Below are 14,807 nucleotides of genomic sequence, written 5' to 3'. Positions count from 1 at the left end.
ATAACGCTTACCGCTCATGGGTACCTCTCTTTAAGTCATCTTAAATGACTCTGAGGTGTCTGTTAAACCTGTGGCGATTCAGAAAGGTAGCCAACTGAAAGCCTTGCTTGATTACATACGCGCGTTGAAGTGAAGAAGCGGGGGGCGAGTTGCCCCCTGACCTTATGCCTTGATTAGCCATTTAGGAGGGATTTCGAGCCATTTCTGACTCTCTTCATCGTAGAAAAATACATCATCTACACCGTGTTCAATCAGATTCACTGGTTTCTCACCTATCGGGAGAGACAACTCCTCAATAAGAACAGCCAAAACACTATTCACCTGATCATTGCCATCCCAGGCAACATTTTTTTCCATGTGTTTTCCATGAAATCCATAGCGGATACGTAACTGCTTGTTGGTCATTACCATCCCCCTACTGTTTGCATTGTCTTGGTACATTGATTCAACAAAATCTCGTTGCTCTCCAGTCAAGGCGAGTATCTCCAACAAAAGAGTTAACTCCCTTCGTATTGATTCCTTATCTGACATACCCACCCTTGAGTGATTAAGATTAATCTCAGGTTATACAGGGTGCAAAAATTGTGCAACTAACAGAATTTGGACAATAAAAGCCTAATGCCCGTTGGTGGTAAGACAACGTGCGGAGCCGTTAGGCGACTTCATCAAGGGTTATGTCAGACAGTGAAGTTTATCAGGATGACCATGTACCCGAAGGAGCGAGGCCGAACCGCTGGCAGAGCTTGCATATGGTCTGCAAGTACCTTGCTCCGCTGCACTTCGCAAGGAGCGTTACCACCATAAACCTGTTTATTCCCTGCAACGTCATCGCGACGTGTGGCATGTGGGAGCATCGGCAAAAAATGCGCTTCACTGTAAGGTTATGAGAAGTGCGATCCGTCGCTGCCTAGTGTAGGCTTTGCGTTCATTGTTGGGCTATCGCGGTAAGAACTTGAAACCACCGCCGACGATTGGCTACACTCTCATCTCACCGAGTAACCATTCGTGACAAGTCTCAAAGTAGTGAACTATGGTAGAACGCCTTAGCATGTTAGTAAGCACTACTGCGTAACATGCTGAAAGAACCGGAGTTTTTTCGAACGGTTCCACCTGGGGAAATTCTGGAGCGGGCGAAGGGAATCGAACCCTCGTATAGAGCTTGGGAAGCTCTCGTTCTACCATTGAACTACGCCCGCTTTGAGGTGCGTAAGGCATTATAGACCTTACGCCTCTTCATACAAGCCTTTACCCCACTAAGTGGCGATTAAATAATCACTTAGCATTTCGGCTTACTGCCCTGCGCCGGAAGATAACGCTGCGGATCGATGGCTGTGGCCTTATAGCGGATCTGGAAGTGCAGCTTCACCGTATCCGTCCCGGTACTGCCCATGGTCGCAATCTTCTGCCCCGCCTTCACGTTCTGCCCGTTATTGACCAGCATCGTGTCGTTATGCGCATAAGCAGTAATGTAGTCCTCACCATGCTTAATCATGATCAGGTTACCGTATCCACGAAGCTGGTTACCGACATAGACCACCTTCCCGGCCCCTGAAGCGTAAACCGGCGTGCCGCGTGCGGCAGCGATATCAATACCTTTATTGCCACCTTCCGAGAGCGAGTACGGCGCAACCACTTTTCCGCTTGCAGGCCAGATCCAGCAGCGCTGACCGACCGGCGGCCAGGATGATTTAGGCACCTGATAGGATGGCGTGACTTTGGCTGTTTTACGCGTTGAGGACTTTTTCCCTGAGGAAGAACCGCCGTTAACCTTGAGCTTCTGCCCTACCTCAATAGTATACGGTGGAGAAATATTATTCAGGCGCGCCAGCTCCTTCACGCTGGTTCCCGTGGCGCGTGAGATGCGGTAGAGCGTGTCCCCGCGCTTAACGGTATAGACTGCACCGGAATAACTGCCCATATCCGAAGATTTACTCCCCGAGCATCCTGCTACAAGTAGCGTCAGCGTCAGGCAGAAAACGGCAATGATCGGGTTTCTCGTCAGGCTTCCTGCAAACAAAACAGCTCCTCGGTCAGCGTGAATGGCGCACTATGATAGCAGCCCAAACTGATGCGGGTCATGCCCTTTTCCGCTCTGTGGGCCAAACCGTTCGCATAAGAATGCAGTATAATAATTCCGCTGATGGTGCTGAACCATTAAGCATTTTGGCACTGGAGCATCAATGAGTATTCAAGAACACGTTATTTTGGTAAATGACCAGGGAAAAGTGATTGGCACTCAGGAGAAGTACGCCGCGCACACGTCACACACCCCGCTACACCTGGCCTTCTCTTCATGGCTGTTTAACGCTAACGGAGAATGTCTGATCACCCGTCGCGCCTTAAGTAAAAAAGCCTGGCCCGGCGTATGGACCAACTCCGTTTGCGGTCATCCACAGGCCGACGAAGCGACAGAGCAGGCGATTATCCGCCGCTGCCGCTTTGAAGTCGGCGCCGAAATCACAGACATCACCCCCATTGCCCCGGAGTTCCGCTACCGTGAAGCCGACCCGTCAGGGATCGTTGAAAACGAAATCTGCCCGGTCTATGCCGCCCGCGTAACGAATACCCTCGCAATCAATGACGATGAAGTGATGGAATATCAGTGGGTGGAGCTGGACGCGCTATTCCGCGCGCTGGACGCCACACCGTGGGCATTTAGCCCGTGGATGGTGCAAGAAGCGAACACTGCGCGTGAAAAACTCAGCGCCTTCGCGGCGCAATAAAAAAGCCCCGGCGATAAACGCACGGGGCTTTTTTTACGTCTTAACGGCTTATTTCACCGGACGCATCGCCGGGAACAGGATCACGTCGCGGATGGTGTGGCTGTTGGTGAACAGCATCACCATACGGTCGATACCAATACCCAGGCCAGCCGTCGGCGGCAGGCCGTGCTCCAGCGCGGTCACGTAGTCTTCGTCGAAGAACATCGCTTCGTCATCGCCTGCCGCTTTCGCGTTAACCTGATCCTGGAAGCGCTGCGCCTGATCTTCTGCATCGTTCAGCTCGCTAAAGCCGTTACCGATTTCGCGGCCCCCGATGAAGAATTCGAAGCGGTCAGTGATTTCCGGGTTCTCGTCATTACGACGCGCCAGCGGAGACACTTCCGCCGGGTATTCGGTGATGAAGGTAGGCTGAATCAGGTGCGCTTCGGCCACTTCTTCGAAGATCTCGGTCACGATACGGCCCAGACCCCAGCTCTTCTCAACCTTAATACCGATGCTTTCAGCGATCGCTTTCGCAGAGTCGAAGTTATCCAGATCCGCCATATTGGTTTCAGGACGGTATTTCTTGATCGCTTCGCGCATGGTCAGTTTTTCGAACGGCTTGCCGAAGTCGAACACCTCTTCACCATAAGGTACCTGGGTGGTGCCCAGAATGTCCTGCGCCAGGGTGCGGAACAGGGATTCGGTCAGCTCGATCAGATCTTTGTAATCCGCATAGGCCATATAGAGTTCCATCATGGTGAACTCTGGGTTATGACGTACGGAGATACCTTCGTTACGGAAGTTACGGTTGATCTCAAACACGCGGTCAAAACCGCCGACCACCAGACGCTTCAGGTACAGTTCCGGCGCGATACGCAGGTACATGTCCAGGTCCAGGGCGTTGTGATGGGTGATGAACGGACGAGCGGAGGCTCCACCTGGGATCACCTGCATCATCGGGGTTTCTACTTCCATAAAGTCGCGGTTAACCATGAACTGGCGAATGCCGGCCATGATCTGGGAGCGAATTTTGAAGGTCTTACGGGATTCATCGTTAGAGATGAGATCCAGGTAACGCTGACGATAGCGCGCTTCCTGATCCTGCAAACCGTGGAACTTGTCCGGCAGCGGGCGCAGGGCTTTTGTCAGCAGACGCAGCTCGGTGCAGTGGATAGACAGTTCACCGGTCTTGGTTTTGAACAGTTTACCTTTAGCGCCCAGGATGTCGCCCAGGTCCCACTTCTTGAACTGCTCGTTGTAGATGCCTTCCGGCAGGTCGTCACGAGAGACGTACAGCTGAATGCGGCCGCCAACGTCCTGTAAGGTCACGAAGGACGCTTTACCCATGATACGACGGGTCATCATGCGGCCCGCCACGGACACTTCAACGTTCAGCGCTTCCAGCTCTTCGTTCTCTTTACCGTCGAAGTCTGCGTGCAGTTGGTCTGAGGTGTGGTCACGACGAAAATCGTTCGGGAACGGCACGCCCTGCTCGCGCAGCGCTGCCAGCTTCTCGCGGCGGGTTTTCAGTTCGTTGTTAAGATCGACTACCGCGTCAGCGCCCTGTGCTTGTTGTTCAGACATGTTGGTTCCTCATAACCCTGCTTTCAAACTTGCTTCGATAAATTGGTCCAGGCTGCCGTCCAGCACCGCCTGCGTGTTACGGGTTTCAACCCCGGTGCGCAGGTCTTTGATGCGGGAGTCATCAAGGACGTAAGAACGGATCTGGCTGCCCCAGCCGATATCGGACTTGTTGTCTTCCATCGCCTGCTTCTCAGCATTTTTCTTCTGCATCTCCAGCTCATAAAGCTTCGCTTTCATCTGCTTCATGGCCTGGTCTTTGTTCTTATGCTGGGAACGGTCGTTCTGGCACTGTGTTACCAGCCCGGTTGGAATGTGGGTAATACGCACCGCAGATTCCGTACGGTTAACGTGCTGACCACCCGCGCCGGATGCGCGGTAAACGTCGATACGCAGGTCCGCCGGGTTGATGTCGATATCGATATCTTCATCCACTTCCGGGTAGACAAACGCGGAGCTGAAGGAGGTGTGACGACGGCCGCCGGAATCGAACGGGCTCTTACGCACCAGGCGGTGAACGCCGGTTTCAGTACGTAGCCAGCCGTAGGCGTAATCGCCAATAATCTTGATGGTGACGGATTTGATACCCGCCACTTCACCTTCGGATTCTTCGATAATCTCGGTTTTGAAACCGCGCGCTTCCGCCCAGCGCAGGTACATGCGCATCAGCATGCTCGCCCAGTCCTGTGCTTCGGTACCGCCAGAACCTGCCTGAATATCGAGATAGCAGTCAGCGCTATCGTATTCGCCGGAGAACATGCGACGGAATTCCAGCTGCGCCAGCTTCTCTTCCAGCACGTCGAGCTCTGCCACGGCTTCGTTAAAGGTTTCTTCGTCGTCGGCTTCGACAGCCAGCTCCAGCAGCCCAGAAACATCTTCCAGACCCTGCGCCATTTGATCCAGCGTATCTACGATGGCTTCGAGGGAAGAACGCTCTTTACCCAGCGCCTGCGCGCGCTCAGGTTCGTTCCAGACGTCCGGCTGTTCCAGCTCGGCGTTTACTTCTTCGAGACGCTCTTTCTTGGCATCGTAGTCAAAGATACCCCCTAAGAACGTCAGAGCGCTCCGTGAGGTCCTGAATGCGGTTTTTTACCGGATTAATTTCAAACATGGTCTGTTTTCTTTTATGAGCTTGTCAAAATGCGGTGATAAGAGCGGGATTGTACCGAATCCACGCCCTTTTTTATAGAGATTACTGACGCTAAATTGGCCAGATATTGTCGATGATGAGCTGAAGGGAGCGGTTACCACGGAACTCGTTAATATCCAGCTTATAGGCCAGCTCAACCTCGCGCACGCCGTTGTCCGGCCAGATGGAGGTATCAACGTTAAAGGCGATGCCGTCGAGCAGCGGTCCGCCGCCGACCGGTTCCACCATCACTTTGAGATGGCGTTCGCCCACGATGCGCTGTTGCAACAAACGAAAACGTCCGTCGAAAAGCGGCTCCGGAAACATCTGCCCCCACGGGCCGGCATCGCGCAGCATCTGCGCCACCTCCATGGTCATTTCAGCCGGTGAAAGCTCACCGTCAGAAACCACTTCACCCTGCAACAGAGCCGGATCGATCCACTCGGTGACCAGTTCGCCAAACAGACGCTGGAACTCGTCGAACTTCGCCTCTTCCAGCGACAGGCCTGCCGCCATCGCGTGACCGCCGAACTTAATCATCAGGTTCGGATGCAGCGTATCCAGACGCTCCAGCGCATCGCGCATATGCAGCCCCTGAATGGAACGACCGGAGCCTTTCAGCGTGCCGTCCCCGGCGGGGGCGAACGCGATCACCGGGCGGTGGAAACGCTCTTTAATACGCGACGCCAGAATGCCCACCACGCCCTGGTGCCATTCGGGGTGATACATCGCCAGCCCGCCCGGCAGGGTGTCACCGCTGCGCTCCAGCTTTTCGCACAGGGTCAGTGCTTCGGCCTGCATCCCCTGCTCAATCTCTTTACGGGTCTGGTTGAGTGCGTCCAGCTCACTGGCCAGCACGCGCGCTTCGCCGATGTTGTCACACAGGAGCAGCGCGACGCCAACCGACATATCGTCCAGCCGCCCCGCCGCGTTCAGGCGCGGGCCGAGGGCAAAACCCAAATCGCTTGCCGCGAGCTTCAGCGGATCGCGGTTGGCAATTTCCAGCAGCGCCTTAATCCCCGGACGGCATTTACCTGCCCGAATGCGGCTTAAGCCCTGCCAGGTGAGAATACGGTTATTGGTATCGAGCGGCACCACGTCCGCCACGGTTCCCAGCGCCACCAGATCGAGATACTCCGCGAGGTTCGGCACGGCAATCCCGCGCGATTCGAACCAGCCCTTATCACGCAGCAACGTGCGTAACGCCAGCATCAGATAAAACGCCACCCCTACTCCGGCCAGCGATTTCGACGGGAAATCGCAGTCGCGCAGGTTCGGGTTAATGATGGCTTCGGCGGCAGGCAGAGTTTCGCCTGGCAGGTGGTGATCGGTGACCAGTACCGGGATCCCCAGCGCATGGGCATGATCGACCCCCGCATGAGAAGAGATCCCGTTATCCACGGTCATGATCATCTGTGCGCCACGGGCATGGGCCTGATCGACCACTTCCGGGCTGAGGCCGTAGCCGTCTTCAAACCGGTTCGGCACCAGGTAAGCCACGTTATCGCAGCCCAGCGCACGCAGGCTGAGTACGCTCAGCGCGGTACTGGTTGCGCCGTCGGCATCGAAATCGCCCACCACGACAATCCGCGTGCCTTCCCGGAACGCGTTGTAGAGCATTTCACTCGCTTGTTCGATGCCACTCAGCGCTTGCCAGGGCAGCATGCCTTTGACGCTGCGCTCAAGATCGCTTGCCGTACGCACGCCACGGCTGGCGTACAGCCGCTTTAGCAGCAGCGGAAGCGTGTCTGGTAAATCCGCGGTTTCACCCGCATCGCGGCGGCGCAGTTTTATCGGGGCTTTCACGCGAATTATTTACCACCCATCTGTTTCTGGTGCTCGTCGAGGAACGCTTTCATCTCTTTTGGCCCCTGGTAGCCCGGCACCACATAGCCGTTACTCAGCACAATGGCTGGCGTACCGCTCACGCCAAACTGTACGCCCAGCGCGTAGTGGTTAGCGATGTCGATATCGCAGGACGCGGGCTTCACGCCTTTGCCGTTCATCGCGTCATCAAAGGCCTTGTTGCGGTCTTTCGCACACCAGATCGCTTTCATATCCTGCTCAGGCTGGCTCTGCACGCCAGCGCGTGGGAAAGCCAGGTAACGCACGGTAATGCCCAGCGCGTTGTAGTCTTTCATCTCTTCATGCAGCTTGTGGCAGTAGCCGCAGGTGATGTCGGTGAAGACGGTAATAACGTGCTTTTCCTGCGCCGCTTTGTAGACAATCATTTCTTTTTCGAGCGCGTTCAGGTTTTTCATCAACAGCTGGTTGGTGACGTTCACCGGCTGCGCGCCGCTCACGTCGTACATGGGTCCCTGAATGATGTGCTTACCGTCTTCGGTCACGTACAGCACGCCGCTGTTGGTCAGCACCGTTTTCATGCCAGCCACCGGCGCTGGCTGGATCTCGCTGCTGGCGACGCCGAGTTTCGTCAGAGACTGTTTAATGGCGGCATCATCCGCATGGGCAAAACCGGAAACCGAAGCTGCCAGCAGGGTGAACAGCGCTAAAGACTTTTTCATATATGTTCCTGTAACAATTCGTCGGCACTCACGCGCGAGGGTGGTGCTGTTGGTGTAGCTGCCGCAGGCGTTCCGTCGCGACATGGGTGTATATTTGCGTCGTTGAAAGATCGCTGTGTCCAAGCAACATCTGCACCACGCGTAAATCAGCGCCGTGGTTTAACAGATGCGTCGCGAAGGCGTGACGCAAAACGTGCGGCGACAGCTTCTCACTGTCAATACCCGCCAGTGTGGCGTAATGTTTAATGCGATGCCAGAACGTTTGTCGCGTCATCTGCTGCGCGCGCTGGCTCGGGAACAATACATCTATGGAGACGCCGTTCAGCAGCCACGGACGCCCGTGTTCCAGATACGTCTCCAGCCAGTAGACCGCCTCTTCACCCAGCGGCACCAGCCGTTCTTTGTTCCCTTTACCGATAACGCGCACCACGCCCTGACGCAGGCTGATATCGCTCATCGTCAGGCCCACCAGCTCGGAAACGCGCAAGCCCGTGGCATACAATAGTTCAAGCATGGCTTTATCGCGTAACTCCAGCGGAAGGTCAACTGCGGGCGACTGTAATAATCTCTCAACTTGTGCTTCGCTGAGATCTTTTGGCAGCCGCTGAGGCAGTTTAGGCGATGCCAGCAGTGCGCTGGGGTCATCCGCGCGGATCTTCTCGCGGTACAGGTGCTGGAACAGGCGGCGCATGGCGCTCAGCAGACGCGCGGAGCTGGTGGCTTTGTACCCCCCTTCCATCCGCTCAGCCAGCAACCCTTGCAGGTCATCGCTTTGCGCGCTTTCAAGCGTCAGCCCCCGATGCGCCAGCCACTCGACCAGCAGCGTGAGATCCCGACGATAGGCGCTGAGCGTATTTTCAGCGAGGTTTTTCTCCAGCCACAGCGCGTCGAGAAACTGTTCGATGAGTGCGAGATCCTTTTCCACATCAGCCCCTTTGGTTCTGCAATCTGGCCATTATGCCTGATTGCCATCGGTTTCTGGTACACTACGCGCAAAGTCATAGCAAGAATTGAGATAGTTACGCGATGAATATTGGTCTGTTCTATGGTTCCAGCACCTGCTACACCGAAATGGCGGCGGAGAAAATTCGTGACATCATTGGCCCGGAACTGGTGACGTTGCATAACCTGAAAGATGACGCGGTTGCCTTGATGGAGCAGTACGATGTGCTGATTCTGGGTATCCCTACCTGGGACTTTGGTGAGATTCAGGAAGACTGGGAAGCCATCTGGGATCAGCTCGATTCAGTCAATTTTGAAGGCAAAATCATTGCGATGTACGGCATGGGCGACCAGCTGGGCTACGGGGAGTGGTTCCTCGACGCGCTCGGCATGCTGCATGACAAACTGGCGCCAAAGGGCGCGACGTTTATCGGCTACTGGCCTACGGAAGGCTATGAGTTCACCAGCCCAAAACCCGTCATTGCCGACGGCCAGCTGTTTGTCGGGCTCGCGCTGGATGAAACCAACCAGTACGATCTCAGCGACGAGCGCCTCCAGACCTGGTGCGAACAAATTCTGGGTGAGATGGCCGAGCAGTTTAGCTGATTTATTCCTGCGTCGGCTGTTGCACGATTAGCCGGCGCAGATCCCGCCACTCCGCGGGATCCATACTGTCTGCGGCCAGCCACAGGTGCTGGCGACGGTTGTCCTCGACCCGACGCAGCCGTAGCATCATCCCGGTGTTAAGCATCCACGGCGTCCCCATCATCTCCCACTCTTTTCCCTGCCAGCGCAGGCGAGAATCCATCAGCAGCTTAATTTCACCCTGACGGGCGTTGATTCGACGCTGGCTGCGCACGCTATCAAACACCACAAACGACAGCAAAAGCAGCCACAGAGGGGTATAGCTTAGCGGCCACGGCACCAATAACACCATTGCCGCGACCAGACCGTGGAGCAGTAAGGACATCCACTGTGAGCGCCACGAGACGCGAAGATCAGATTGCCACAGGACCACGTTCCTGATTCCGTGTTTGAATTAATTGCACCATCCGTTGCAACTCGGTGTCGGCGGGCTTGCCGTGATTCATCAGCCAGTTGAATAAATCCGGATCGTCAGACTCAAGCAGACGGACAAACAGGCGCTTATCGTCATCGCTTAAGCTGTCGTACTCATACTCGAAGAAAGGCATGATGGAGATATCAAGTTCACGCATGCCGCGACGGCACGCCCAGTGAATACGGGCCTTGTTGTTAATATCCATGTTCTGTTTCCTGCATTACGTTTGGCACAGTCGGTATCCCGTTTGGTATTCATTATTGCTCTCCGGGAACACCTGCTAGTGTAACGTGTTTTTGACCGTTTCTTTACTGGAATATTGTGAACCTCGAGCAGGCTCCCTGAATAATCCTTATAAAGACAGCGGATTACACTATTTTGCGTAGCGCCACGCATAACCGCGTAATGGCACGAATGGCCTGCTGAAAGCGCTTGCATTGAATACAGTCTCTTTTACCATTAGGTATTATCAAAGCGTTAAGCAATTCAGGACATCACTATGGCATTTACACCATTTTCTCCTCGCCAGCCCGCCGCCTCTGCGCGTCTGCCGCTGACGCTGATTACTCTTGATGACTGGGCACTGGCGACACTGACCGGTGCGGACAGCGAAAAATACCTGCAAGGCCAGGTCACGGCGGACGTGGCGCAGTTGACTGAGCACCAGCATCTGCTGGCCGCGCATTGCGATCCAAAAGGCAAAATGTGGAGCAACCTGCGTCTGTTCCGCCGTCAGGACGGATTCGCCTTTATTGAGCGCCGCAGCCTGCGTGACGCCCAGCTTAAAGAGCTAAAAAAATACGCGGTCTTTTCTAAAGTCACCATCGCTCCGGACGATGAATACGTTCTGCTGGGGGTCGCGGGTTTCCAGGCGCGTGCAGCGCTGAAAAACCTGTTTGCCGAGCTACCGGATGCTGAAAAACAGCTGGTCAGCGAGGGAGCAACCTCCATTCTGTGGTTCGAACACCCGGCGGAGCGCTTCCTGCTGGTAACCGACGAAGCAACGGCGGAACGCGTCACTGACGCCCTGCGCGGTGAAGCACAGCTCAACAACAGCCAGCAGTGGCTGGCGCTGAACATCGAAGCGGGCCTGCCGGTCATTGACGCGGCAAACAGCGCGCAGTTTATCCCGCAGGCGACAAACATCCAGGCGCTGGGTGGTATCAGCTTTAAGAAGGGCTGCTACACCGGTCAGGAAATGGTGGCGCGTGCGAAATTCCGCGGCGCGAACAAACGCGCCCTGTGGACGCTGGCTGGTCACGCCAGCCGTGTGCCGGAAGCGGGTGAAGATCTTGAGATGAAGATGGGCGAAAACTGGCGCCGTACCGGCACCGTGTTAGCCGCCGTCCAGCTCGATGATGGCCGCCTGCTGGTGCAGGTTGTCATGAATAATGATATGGAGCCCGACAGCGTGTTCCGCGTGCGTGATGATGCAAACACGCTCAGCATTGAGCCGCTGCCGTATTCACTGGAAGATTGATGCTGTATCGCCCGGTGTTGATATTCACCCTCTCCCTGTGGGAGAGGGTCGGGGTGAGGGCATCAGACCGCACCTTACAAAAAAACTACACCTGCCCAACATACAGATAAATTGCCAGGAAGTGACACACGCTGCCGCCCAGCACAAAGCCGTGCCAGATGGCATGGTTGTACGGAATACGCTTGCAGACGTAGAAAATCACGCCCAGCGAGTAGACCACACCGCCCACCGCCAGAAGCGTCACGCCCCCCACCGCCAGCTTAATGGCTAACTGATACACCACAATCAGCGACAGCCAGCCCATTGTCAGATAGGTAACCAGCGACAACACTTTAAACCGGTGCGCAATGGTCAGCTTAAACAGGATCCCCAGCAGCGCCAGGCTCCAGATCACAATCATCAGGCCACGCGACAGCGGTGAGTTGAGCCCCACCAGCAAAAACGGCGTATAGGTACCCGCAATAAGAAGATAGATAGCGCAGTGGTCAAATTTCTTGAGCCATATCTTCGCCCGTTGATGCGGAATCGCGTGATACAGCGTTGAGGCAAGGAAAAGCAGGATCATACTCCCGCCATACAGGCTGTAGCTGGTAATGGCCATCGCGCTGGCGTTGGTATCCACTGCCTGTACCAGCAATAACACTAAGCCGACAATCCCAAAAACCAGGCCAATGCCATGGCTTATACTGTTGGCTACTTCCTCAGCCAGCGAATATCCCTGTGCGATTAATGGTCTGCTCACCATACTTAACTCCGGGAAAACAAAAGATGATTATTCATCGCCAGTCTATGCTAACTGAGAATGATTCCAGTGAACACCTGTTAGCTAAAATAAATCCATAATCAAGATTTATTCTTATAAATCAGTACAATGCAAAAGCAATCCACCGCACAGGTGTAAATGATTTTATTAACACCTGAGTAATCAAGGAGATAAATCCGTCTCCCGCCCTTCTTCATCATGGTATGCTTCAGGAATAGTGTCCGACAGCGAGTTTAGCCATTGTGAGTATGTTCAGCCATTCCGCCATTGCCAGCCTCAACAATCTGGAAATGATGGTCTACAACTATGTCATTAAGAACCGCGATAAAGTGATGTACATGACCATCCGCGAGCTGGCGAATGCGGTGGGCGTTTCCACTACCACTATCCTGCGCTTCTGCCGCAAGCTCAACTGTGATGGTTACTCGGAATTTCGGGTGCGCTTTAAACTCTATCTGGAGCAGAACGAGCCGCAGCAGGCGAATTTTGGTGCCAGTGAAATTATCAGCTTCTTTAAAAGCGTAAATAACGAAGAGTTTGATGCGCTATTAGATAAAGCCGTCGATATTATTTTATCATCTGAACGAATTATTTTTGTCGGTGCGGGCACCTCCGGATCGCTGGCAAAATATGGCGCACGTTTCTTTTCAAATATCGGCAAATTCAGTAACCATATCGACGATCCTTATTTCCCGGTCACTAACGACATGGCTAAAAATGCGCTGGCCATTGTACTCTCCGTCTCCGGCGAAACCGAGGAGATCCTGCGCTTCGCCAGCCAGTTCAGCCTGCATCACTGCAAGGTGCTCTCCGTCACCAGCCATGAACATTCTCGTCTCGCAAAGCTGGCGGACTTTAACCTCTCCTGGCATGTCCCGCAAACGCGTATTGGCGGCGTTTACGATATCACCACGCAAATTCCCGTCATCTATATTCTGGAATCATTAGGCCGAAAACTGGCGAAGAAATTAACAGAATAAAACATCCTGTTTTTTTGATGTGACAAATTACAATTTCCACAAATTGTTATATCGTGACATTTAATTCCGCTTTGCTAGACTCGAAATCAATAAGTCCTGAATTGAGAATAGCAAAGATGAAAAAACTCACCTTACCGAAAGATTTTTTATGGGGCGGCGCGGTGGCGGCGCACCAGGTTGAAGGCGGCTGGAACAAAGGCGGCAAAGGGCCAAGCATCTGCGACGTGCTCACCGGCGGCGCACACGGCGTTCCGCGTGAAATCACGCAGGAAGTGATTGAAGGCAAATATTACCCGAACCACGAAGCCGTCGACTTCTATGGCCATTACAAAGAAGATATTAAGCTGTTTGCCGAGATGGGCTTCAAATGTTTCCGTACCTCCATCGCCTGGACGCGCATCTTCCCGAAAGGCGACGAAACTCAGCCAAACGAAGAGGGGCTGAAGTTTTACGACGACATGTTCGATGAACTGCTGAAGTACAACATCGAGCCGGTGATCACCCTCTCCCACTTTGAAATGCCGCTGCATCTCGTTCAGGAATATGGCGGATGGACCAACCGTAAAGTGGTCGATTTCTTTGTGCGCTTCTCGGAAGTGGTATTTGAGCGCTACAAAAATAAGGTCAAATACTGGATGACCTTCAACGAAATCAACAACCAGCGCAACTGGCGTGCGCCGCTGTTCGGCTACTGCTGCTCTGGCGTGGTCTATACCGAGCACGACAACCCGGAAGAGACCATGTACCAGGTGCTGCACCACCAGTTCGTGGCCAGCGCGCTGGCGGTGAAAGCCGCACGCCGCATTAACCCGGAGATGAAAGTCGGCTGCATGCTGGCGATGGTGGCGCTCTATCCTTACTCCTGCAAGCCAGAGGACGTCATGTTTGCTCAGGAATCCATGCGCGAGCGCTACGTCTTTACCGACGTGCAGCTGCGCGGCTACTACCCGTCTTACGTGCTGAACGAGTGGGAGCGCCGTGGGTTCTCCATCAGGATGGAAGCGGGCGACGAGCAGATCCTGCGTGAGGGCACCTGCGACTACTTAGGTTTCAGCTACTACATGACCAACGCGGTCAAAGCGGAAGGCGGCACCGGTGACGCCATTTCCGGCTTCGAGGGCAGCGTGCCGAACCCGCACGTCAAGGCGTCCGACTGGGGCTGGCAGATTGATCCGGTAGGCCTGCGCTATTCGCTTTGTGAACTGTACGAACGTTATCAGAAGCCGCTGTTTATCGTCGAAAATGGTTTAGGCGCCTACGACAAAGTGGAAGAGGACGGCAGCATCAACGATGACTACCGCATCGACTACCTGCGCGCCCACGTGGAAGAGATGATGAAGGCCGTGACCTGGGACGGCGTGGATCTGATGGGCTATACCCCGTGGGGCTGCATTGACTGCGTCTCCTTCACCACCGGCCAGTACAGTAAGCGCTACGGCTTTATCTACGTCAACAAGCACGACGACGGCACCGGCGACATGTCCCGCTCCCGTAAGAAAAGCTTTGAGTGGTACAAAACCGTGATTGCCAGCAACGGCGAAACGCTGTAACGGCTCGCCCTCTCTGCAAGCGGAGAGGGCAAACCGCTTATCTTCCAGACACTTCTTTACAGCTTTTGCGTTGCCAAAATATGTTCGCCCGA

The 14,807-nt window shown here is 54.5% G+C and carries 15 protein-coding genes and 1 tRNA gene; 5 read left to right on the top strand and 11 right to left on the bottom strand.

The annotated features are described in order from the left end of the window. Positions 1-162: 162 nt before the first annotated feature. From ACOTYB_RS12605 to actS, 3 genes are all read right to left on the bottom strand, one after another. Complete coding sequence (locus ACOTYB_RS12605; RefSeq protein ID WP_029497222.1) at positions 163-531, bottom strand: hypothetical protein; 369 nt, start codon at positions 529-531, stop codon at positions 163-165. A gap of 591 nt (positions 532-1,122) precedes the next feature. After that, positions 1,123-1,196: transfer RNA gene (locus ACOTYB_RS12600), tRNA-Gly, on the bottom strand. Positions 1,197-1,276: 80 nt separating this feature from the next. Further along, on the bottom strand, positions 1,277-2,017 hold the full coding sequence (actS, locus tag ACOTYB_RS12595) for an amidase activator ActS (RefSeq protein WP_022651807.1): 741 nt from the start codon (positions 2,015-2,017) through the stop codon (positions 1,277-1,279). Positions 2,018-2,180: 163 nt separating this feature from the next. Between actS and idi the strand changes: the two genes are divergently transcribed. After that, the gene (gene idi, locus ACOTYB_RS12590) at positions 2,181-2,723 is read left to right on the top strand and encodes an isopentenyl-diphosphate Delta-isomerase (RefSeq protein WP_003863454.1); all 543 of its coding nucleotides are present in this window, start codon (positions 2,181-2,183) and stop codon (positions 2,721-2,723) included. Between the two features lie 48 nt (positions 2,724-2,771). Here the strand turns inward: idi and lysS are convergent, their stop codons facing one another. From lysS to xerD, 5 genes are all read right to left on the bottom strand, one after another. Then, complete coding sequence (gene lysS, locus ACOTYB_RS12585) at positions 2,772-4,289, bottom strand: lysine--tRNA ligase (RefSeq protein ID WP_003863452.1); 1,518 nt, start codon at positions 4,287-4,289, stop codon at positions 2,772-2,774. Between the two features lie 9 nt (positions 4,290-4,298). Further along, positions 4,299-5,397 (bottom strand): peptide chain release factor 2 gene (gene prfB, locus ACOTYB_RS12580; protein WP_096147815.1). Its coding sequence is split into 2 segments (ribosomal slippage): positions 4,299-5,321 and positions 5,323-5,397, totalling 1,098 coding nucleotides; the frame shifts between segments, so codons are not numbered across the junction. A 90-nt stretch (positions 5,398-5,487) separates the two neighbouring features. Beyond that, positions 5,488-7,221, bottom strand: a complete 1,734-nt coding sequence (gene recJ, locus ACOTYB_RS12575) for a single-stranded-DNA-specific exonuclease RecJ (RefSeq protein WP_126524546.1) — start codon at positions 7,219-7,221, stop codon at positions 5,488-5,490. Positions 7,222-7,226: 5 nt separating this feature from the next. Continuing rightward, positions 7,227-7,940, bottom strand: coding sequence for a bifunctional protein-disulfide isomerase/oxidoreductase DsbC (gene dsbC, locus ACOTYB_RS12570; protein WP_003863443.1), 714 nt, complete (start codon positions 7,938-7,940; stop codon positions 7,227-7,229). A gap of 28 nt (positions 7,941-7,968) precedes the next feature. Then, on the bottom strand, positions 7,969-8,865 hold the full coding sequence (xerD, locus tag ACOTYB_RS12565) for a site-specific tyrosine recombinase XerD (RefSeq protein WP_003863442.1): 897 nt from the start codon (positions 8,863-8,865) through the stop codon (positions 7,969-7,971). A 101-nt stretch (positions 8,866-8,966) separates the two neighbouring features. On the opposite strand from xerD, the gene fldB reads away from it, so the two are divergent. Further along, positions 8,967-9,488, top strand: coding sequence for a flavodoxin FldB (fldB, locus tag ACOTYB_RS12560; protein ID WP_003863440.1), 522 nt, complete (start codon positions 8,967-8,969; stop codon positions 9,486-9,488). Position 9,489: 1 nt separating this feature from the next. Here the strand turns inward: fldB and ACOTYB_RS12555 are convergent, their stop codons facing one another. Next, entirely contained in the window at positions 9,490-9,900 is a 411-nt protein-coding gene (locus tag ACOTYB_RS12555) for a protein YgfX (RefSeq protein WP_003863439.1), read from the bottom strand. After that, the gene (gene sdhE / locus ACOTYB_RS12550) at positions 9,881-10,147 is read right to left on the bottom strand and encodes an FAD assembly factor SdhE (RefSeq protein ID WP_003863437.1); all 267 of its coding nucleotides are present in this window, start codon (positions 10,145-10,147) and stop codon (positions 9,881-9,883) included. The genes ACOTYB_RS12555 and sdhE overlap by 20 nt, the downstream gene beginning before the upstream one ends. Positions 10,148-10,441: 294 nt before the next feature. On the opposite strand from sdhE, the gene ygfZ reads away from it, so the two are divergent. Then, positions 10,442-11,422, top strand: a complete 981-nt coding sequence (gene ygfZ / locus ACOTYB_RS12545; RefSeq protein ID WP_100154205.1) for a tRNA-modifying protein YgfZ — start codon at positions 10,442-10,444, stop codon at positions 11,420-11,422. Positions 11,423-11,507: 85 nt separating this feature from the next. Here the strand turns inward: ygfZ and trhA are convergent, their stop codons facing one another. Next, positions 11,508-12,167: a PAQR family membrane homeostasis protein TrhA gene (gene trhA, locus ACOTYB_RS12540; RefSeq protein ID WP_003863433.1), complete on the bottom strand. Its 660-nt coding sequence runs from the start codon at positions 12,165-12,167 to the stop codon at positions 11,508-11,510. A gap of 266 nt (positions 12,168-12,433) precedes the next feature. Between trhA and ACOTYB_RS12535 the strand changes: the two genes are divergently transcribed. Next, positions 12,434-13,165: a MurR/RpiR family transcriptional regulator gene (locus ACOTYB_RS12535; RefSeq protein WP_213781980.1), complete on the top strand. Its 732-nt coding sequence runs from the start codon at positions 12,434-12,436 to the stop codon at positions 13,163-13,165. Between the two features lie 116 nt (positions 13,166-13,281). Continuing rightward, a complete protein-coding gene (gene bglA, locus ACOTYB_RS12530; protein ID WP_220153326.1) occupies positions 13,282-14,715 on the top strand; it encodes a 6-phospho-beta-glucosidase in 1,434 nt (477 codons plus the stop codon). The last annotated feature ends 92 nt before the right edge of the window (positions 14,716-14,807 follow it).

This window comes from Enterobacter cloacae complex sp. IR5450, from assembly GCF_049238665.1.
GTDB classification, from domain to species: domain Bacteria; phylum Pseudomonadota; class Gammaproteobacteria; order Enterobacterales; family Enterobacteriaceae; genus Enterobacter; species Enterobacter hormaechei_C.
Note: the sequence above shows the minus strand (reverse complement) of the source record. Positions and strands in the feature narration are given on the sequence as shown.

Bases quoted from the DNA above. Each gene is read 5' to 3' on its own strand.
- bglA (WP_220153326.1), top strand. From the start codon at position 13,282: ATGAAAAAACTCACCTTACCGAAAGATTTTTTATGGGGCGGCGCGGTG.
- ygfZ (WP_100154205.1), top strand. From the start codon at position 10,442: ATGGCATTTACACCATTTTCTCCTCGCCAGCCCGCCGCCTCTGCGCGT.
- sdhE (WP_003863437.1), bottom strand. From the start codon at position 10,147: ATGGATATTAACAACAAGGCCCGTATTCACTGGGCGTGCCGTCGCGGC.
- idi (WP_003863454.1), top strand. From the start codon at position 2,181: ATGAGTATTCAAGAACACGTTATTTTGGTAAATGACCAGGGAAAAGTG.
- trhA (WP_003863433.1), bottom strand. From the start codon at position 12,167: ATGGTGAGCAGACCATTAATCGCACAGGGATATTCGCTGGCTGAGGAA.
- ACOTYB_RS12535 (WP_213781980.1), top strand. From the start codon at position 12,434: ATGTTCAGCCATTCCGCCATTGCCAGCCTCAACAATCTGGAAATGATG.
- fldB (WP_003863440.1), top strand. From the start codon at position 8,967: ATGAATATTGGTCTGTTCTATGGTTCCAGCACCTGCTACACCGAAATG.
- ACOTYB_RS12605 (WP_029497222.1), bottom strand. From the start codon at position 531: ATGTCAGATAAGGAATCAATACGAAGGGAGTTAACTCTTTTGTTGGAG.
- dsbC (WP_003863443.1), bottom strand. From the start codon at position 7,940: ATGAAAAAGTCTTTAGCGCTGTTCACCCTGCTGGCAGCTTCGGTTTCC.
- lysS (WP_003863452.1), bottom strand. From the start codon at position 4,289: ATGTCTGAACAACAAGCACAGGGCGCTGACGCGGTAGTCGATCTTAAC.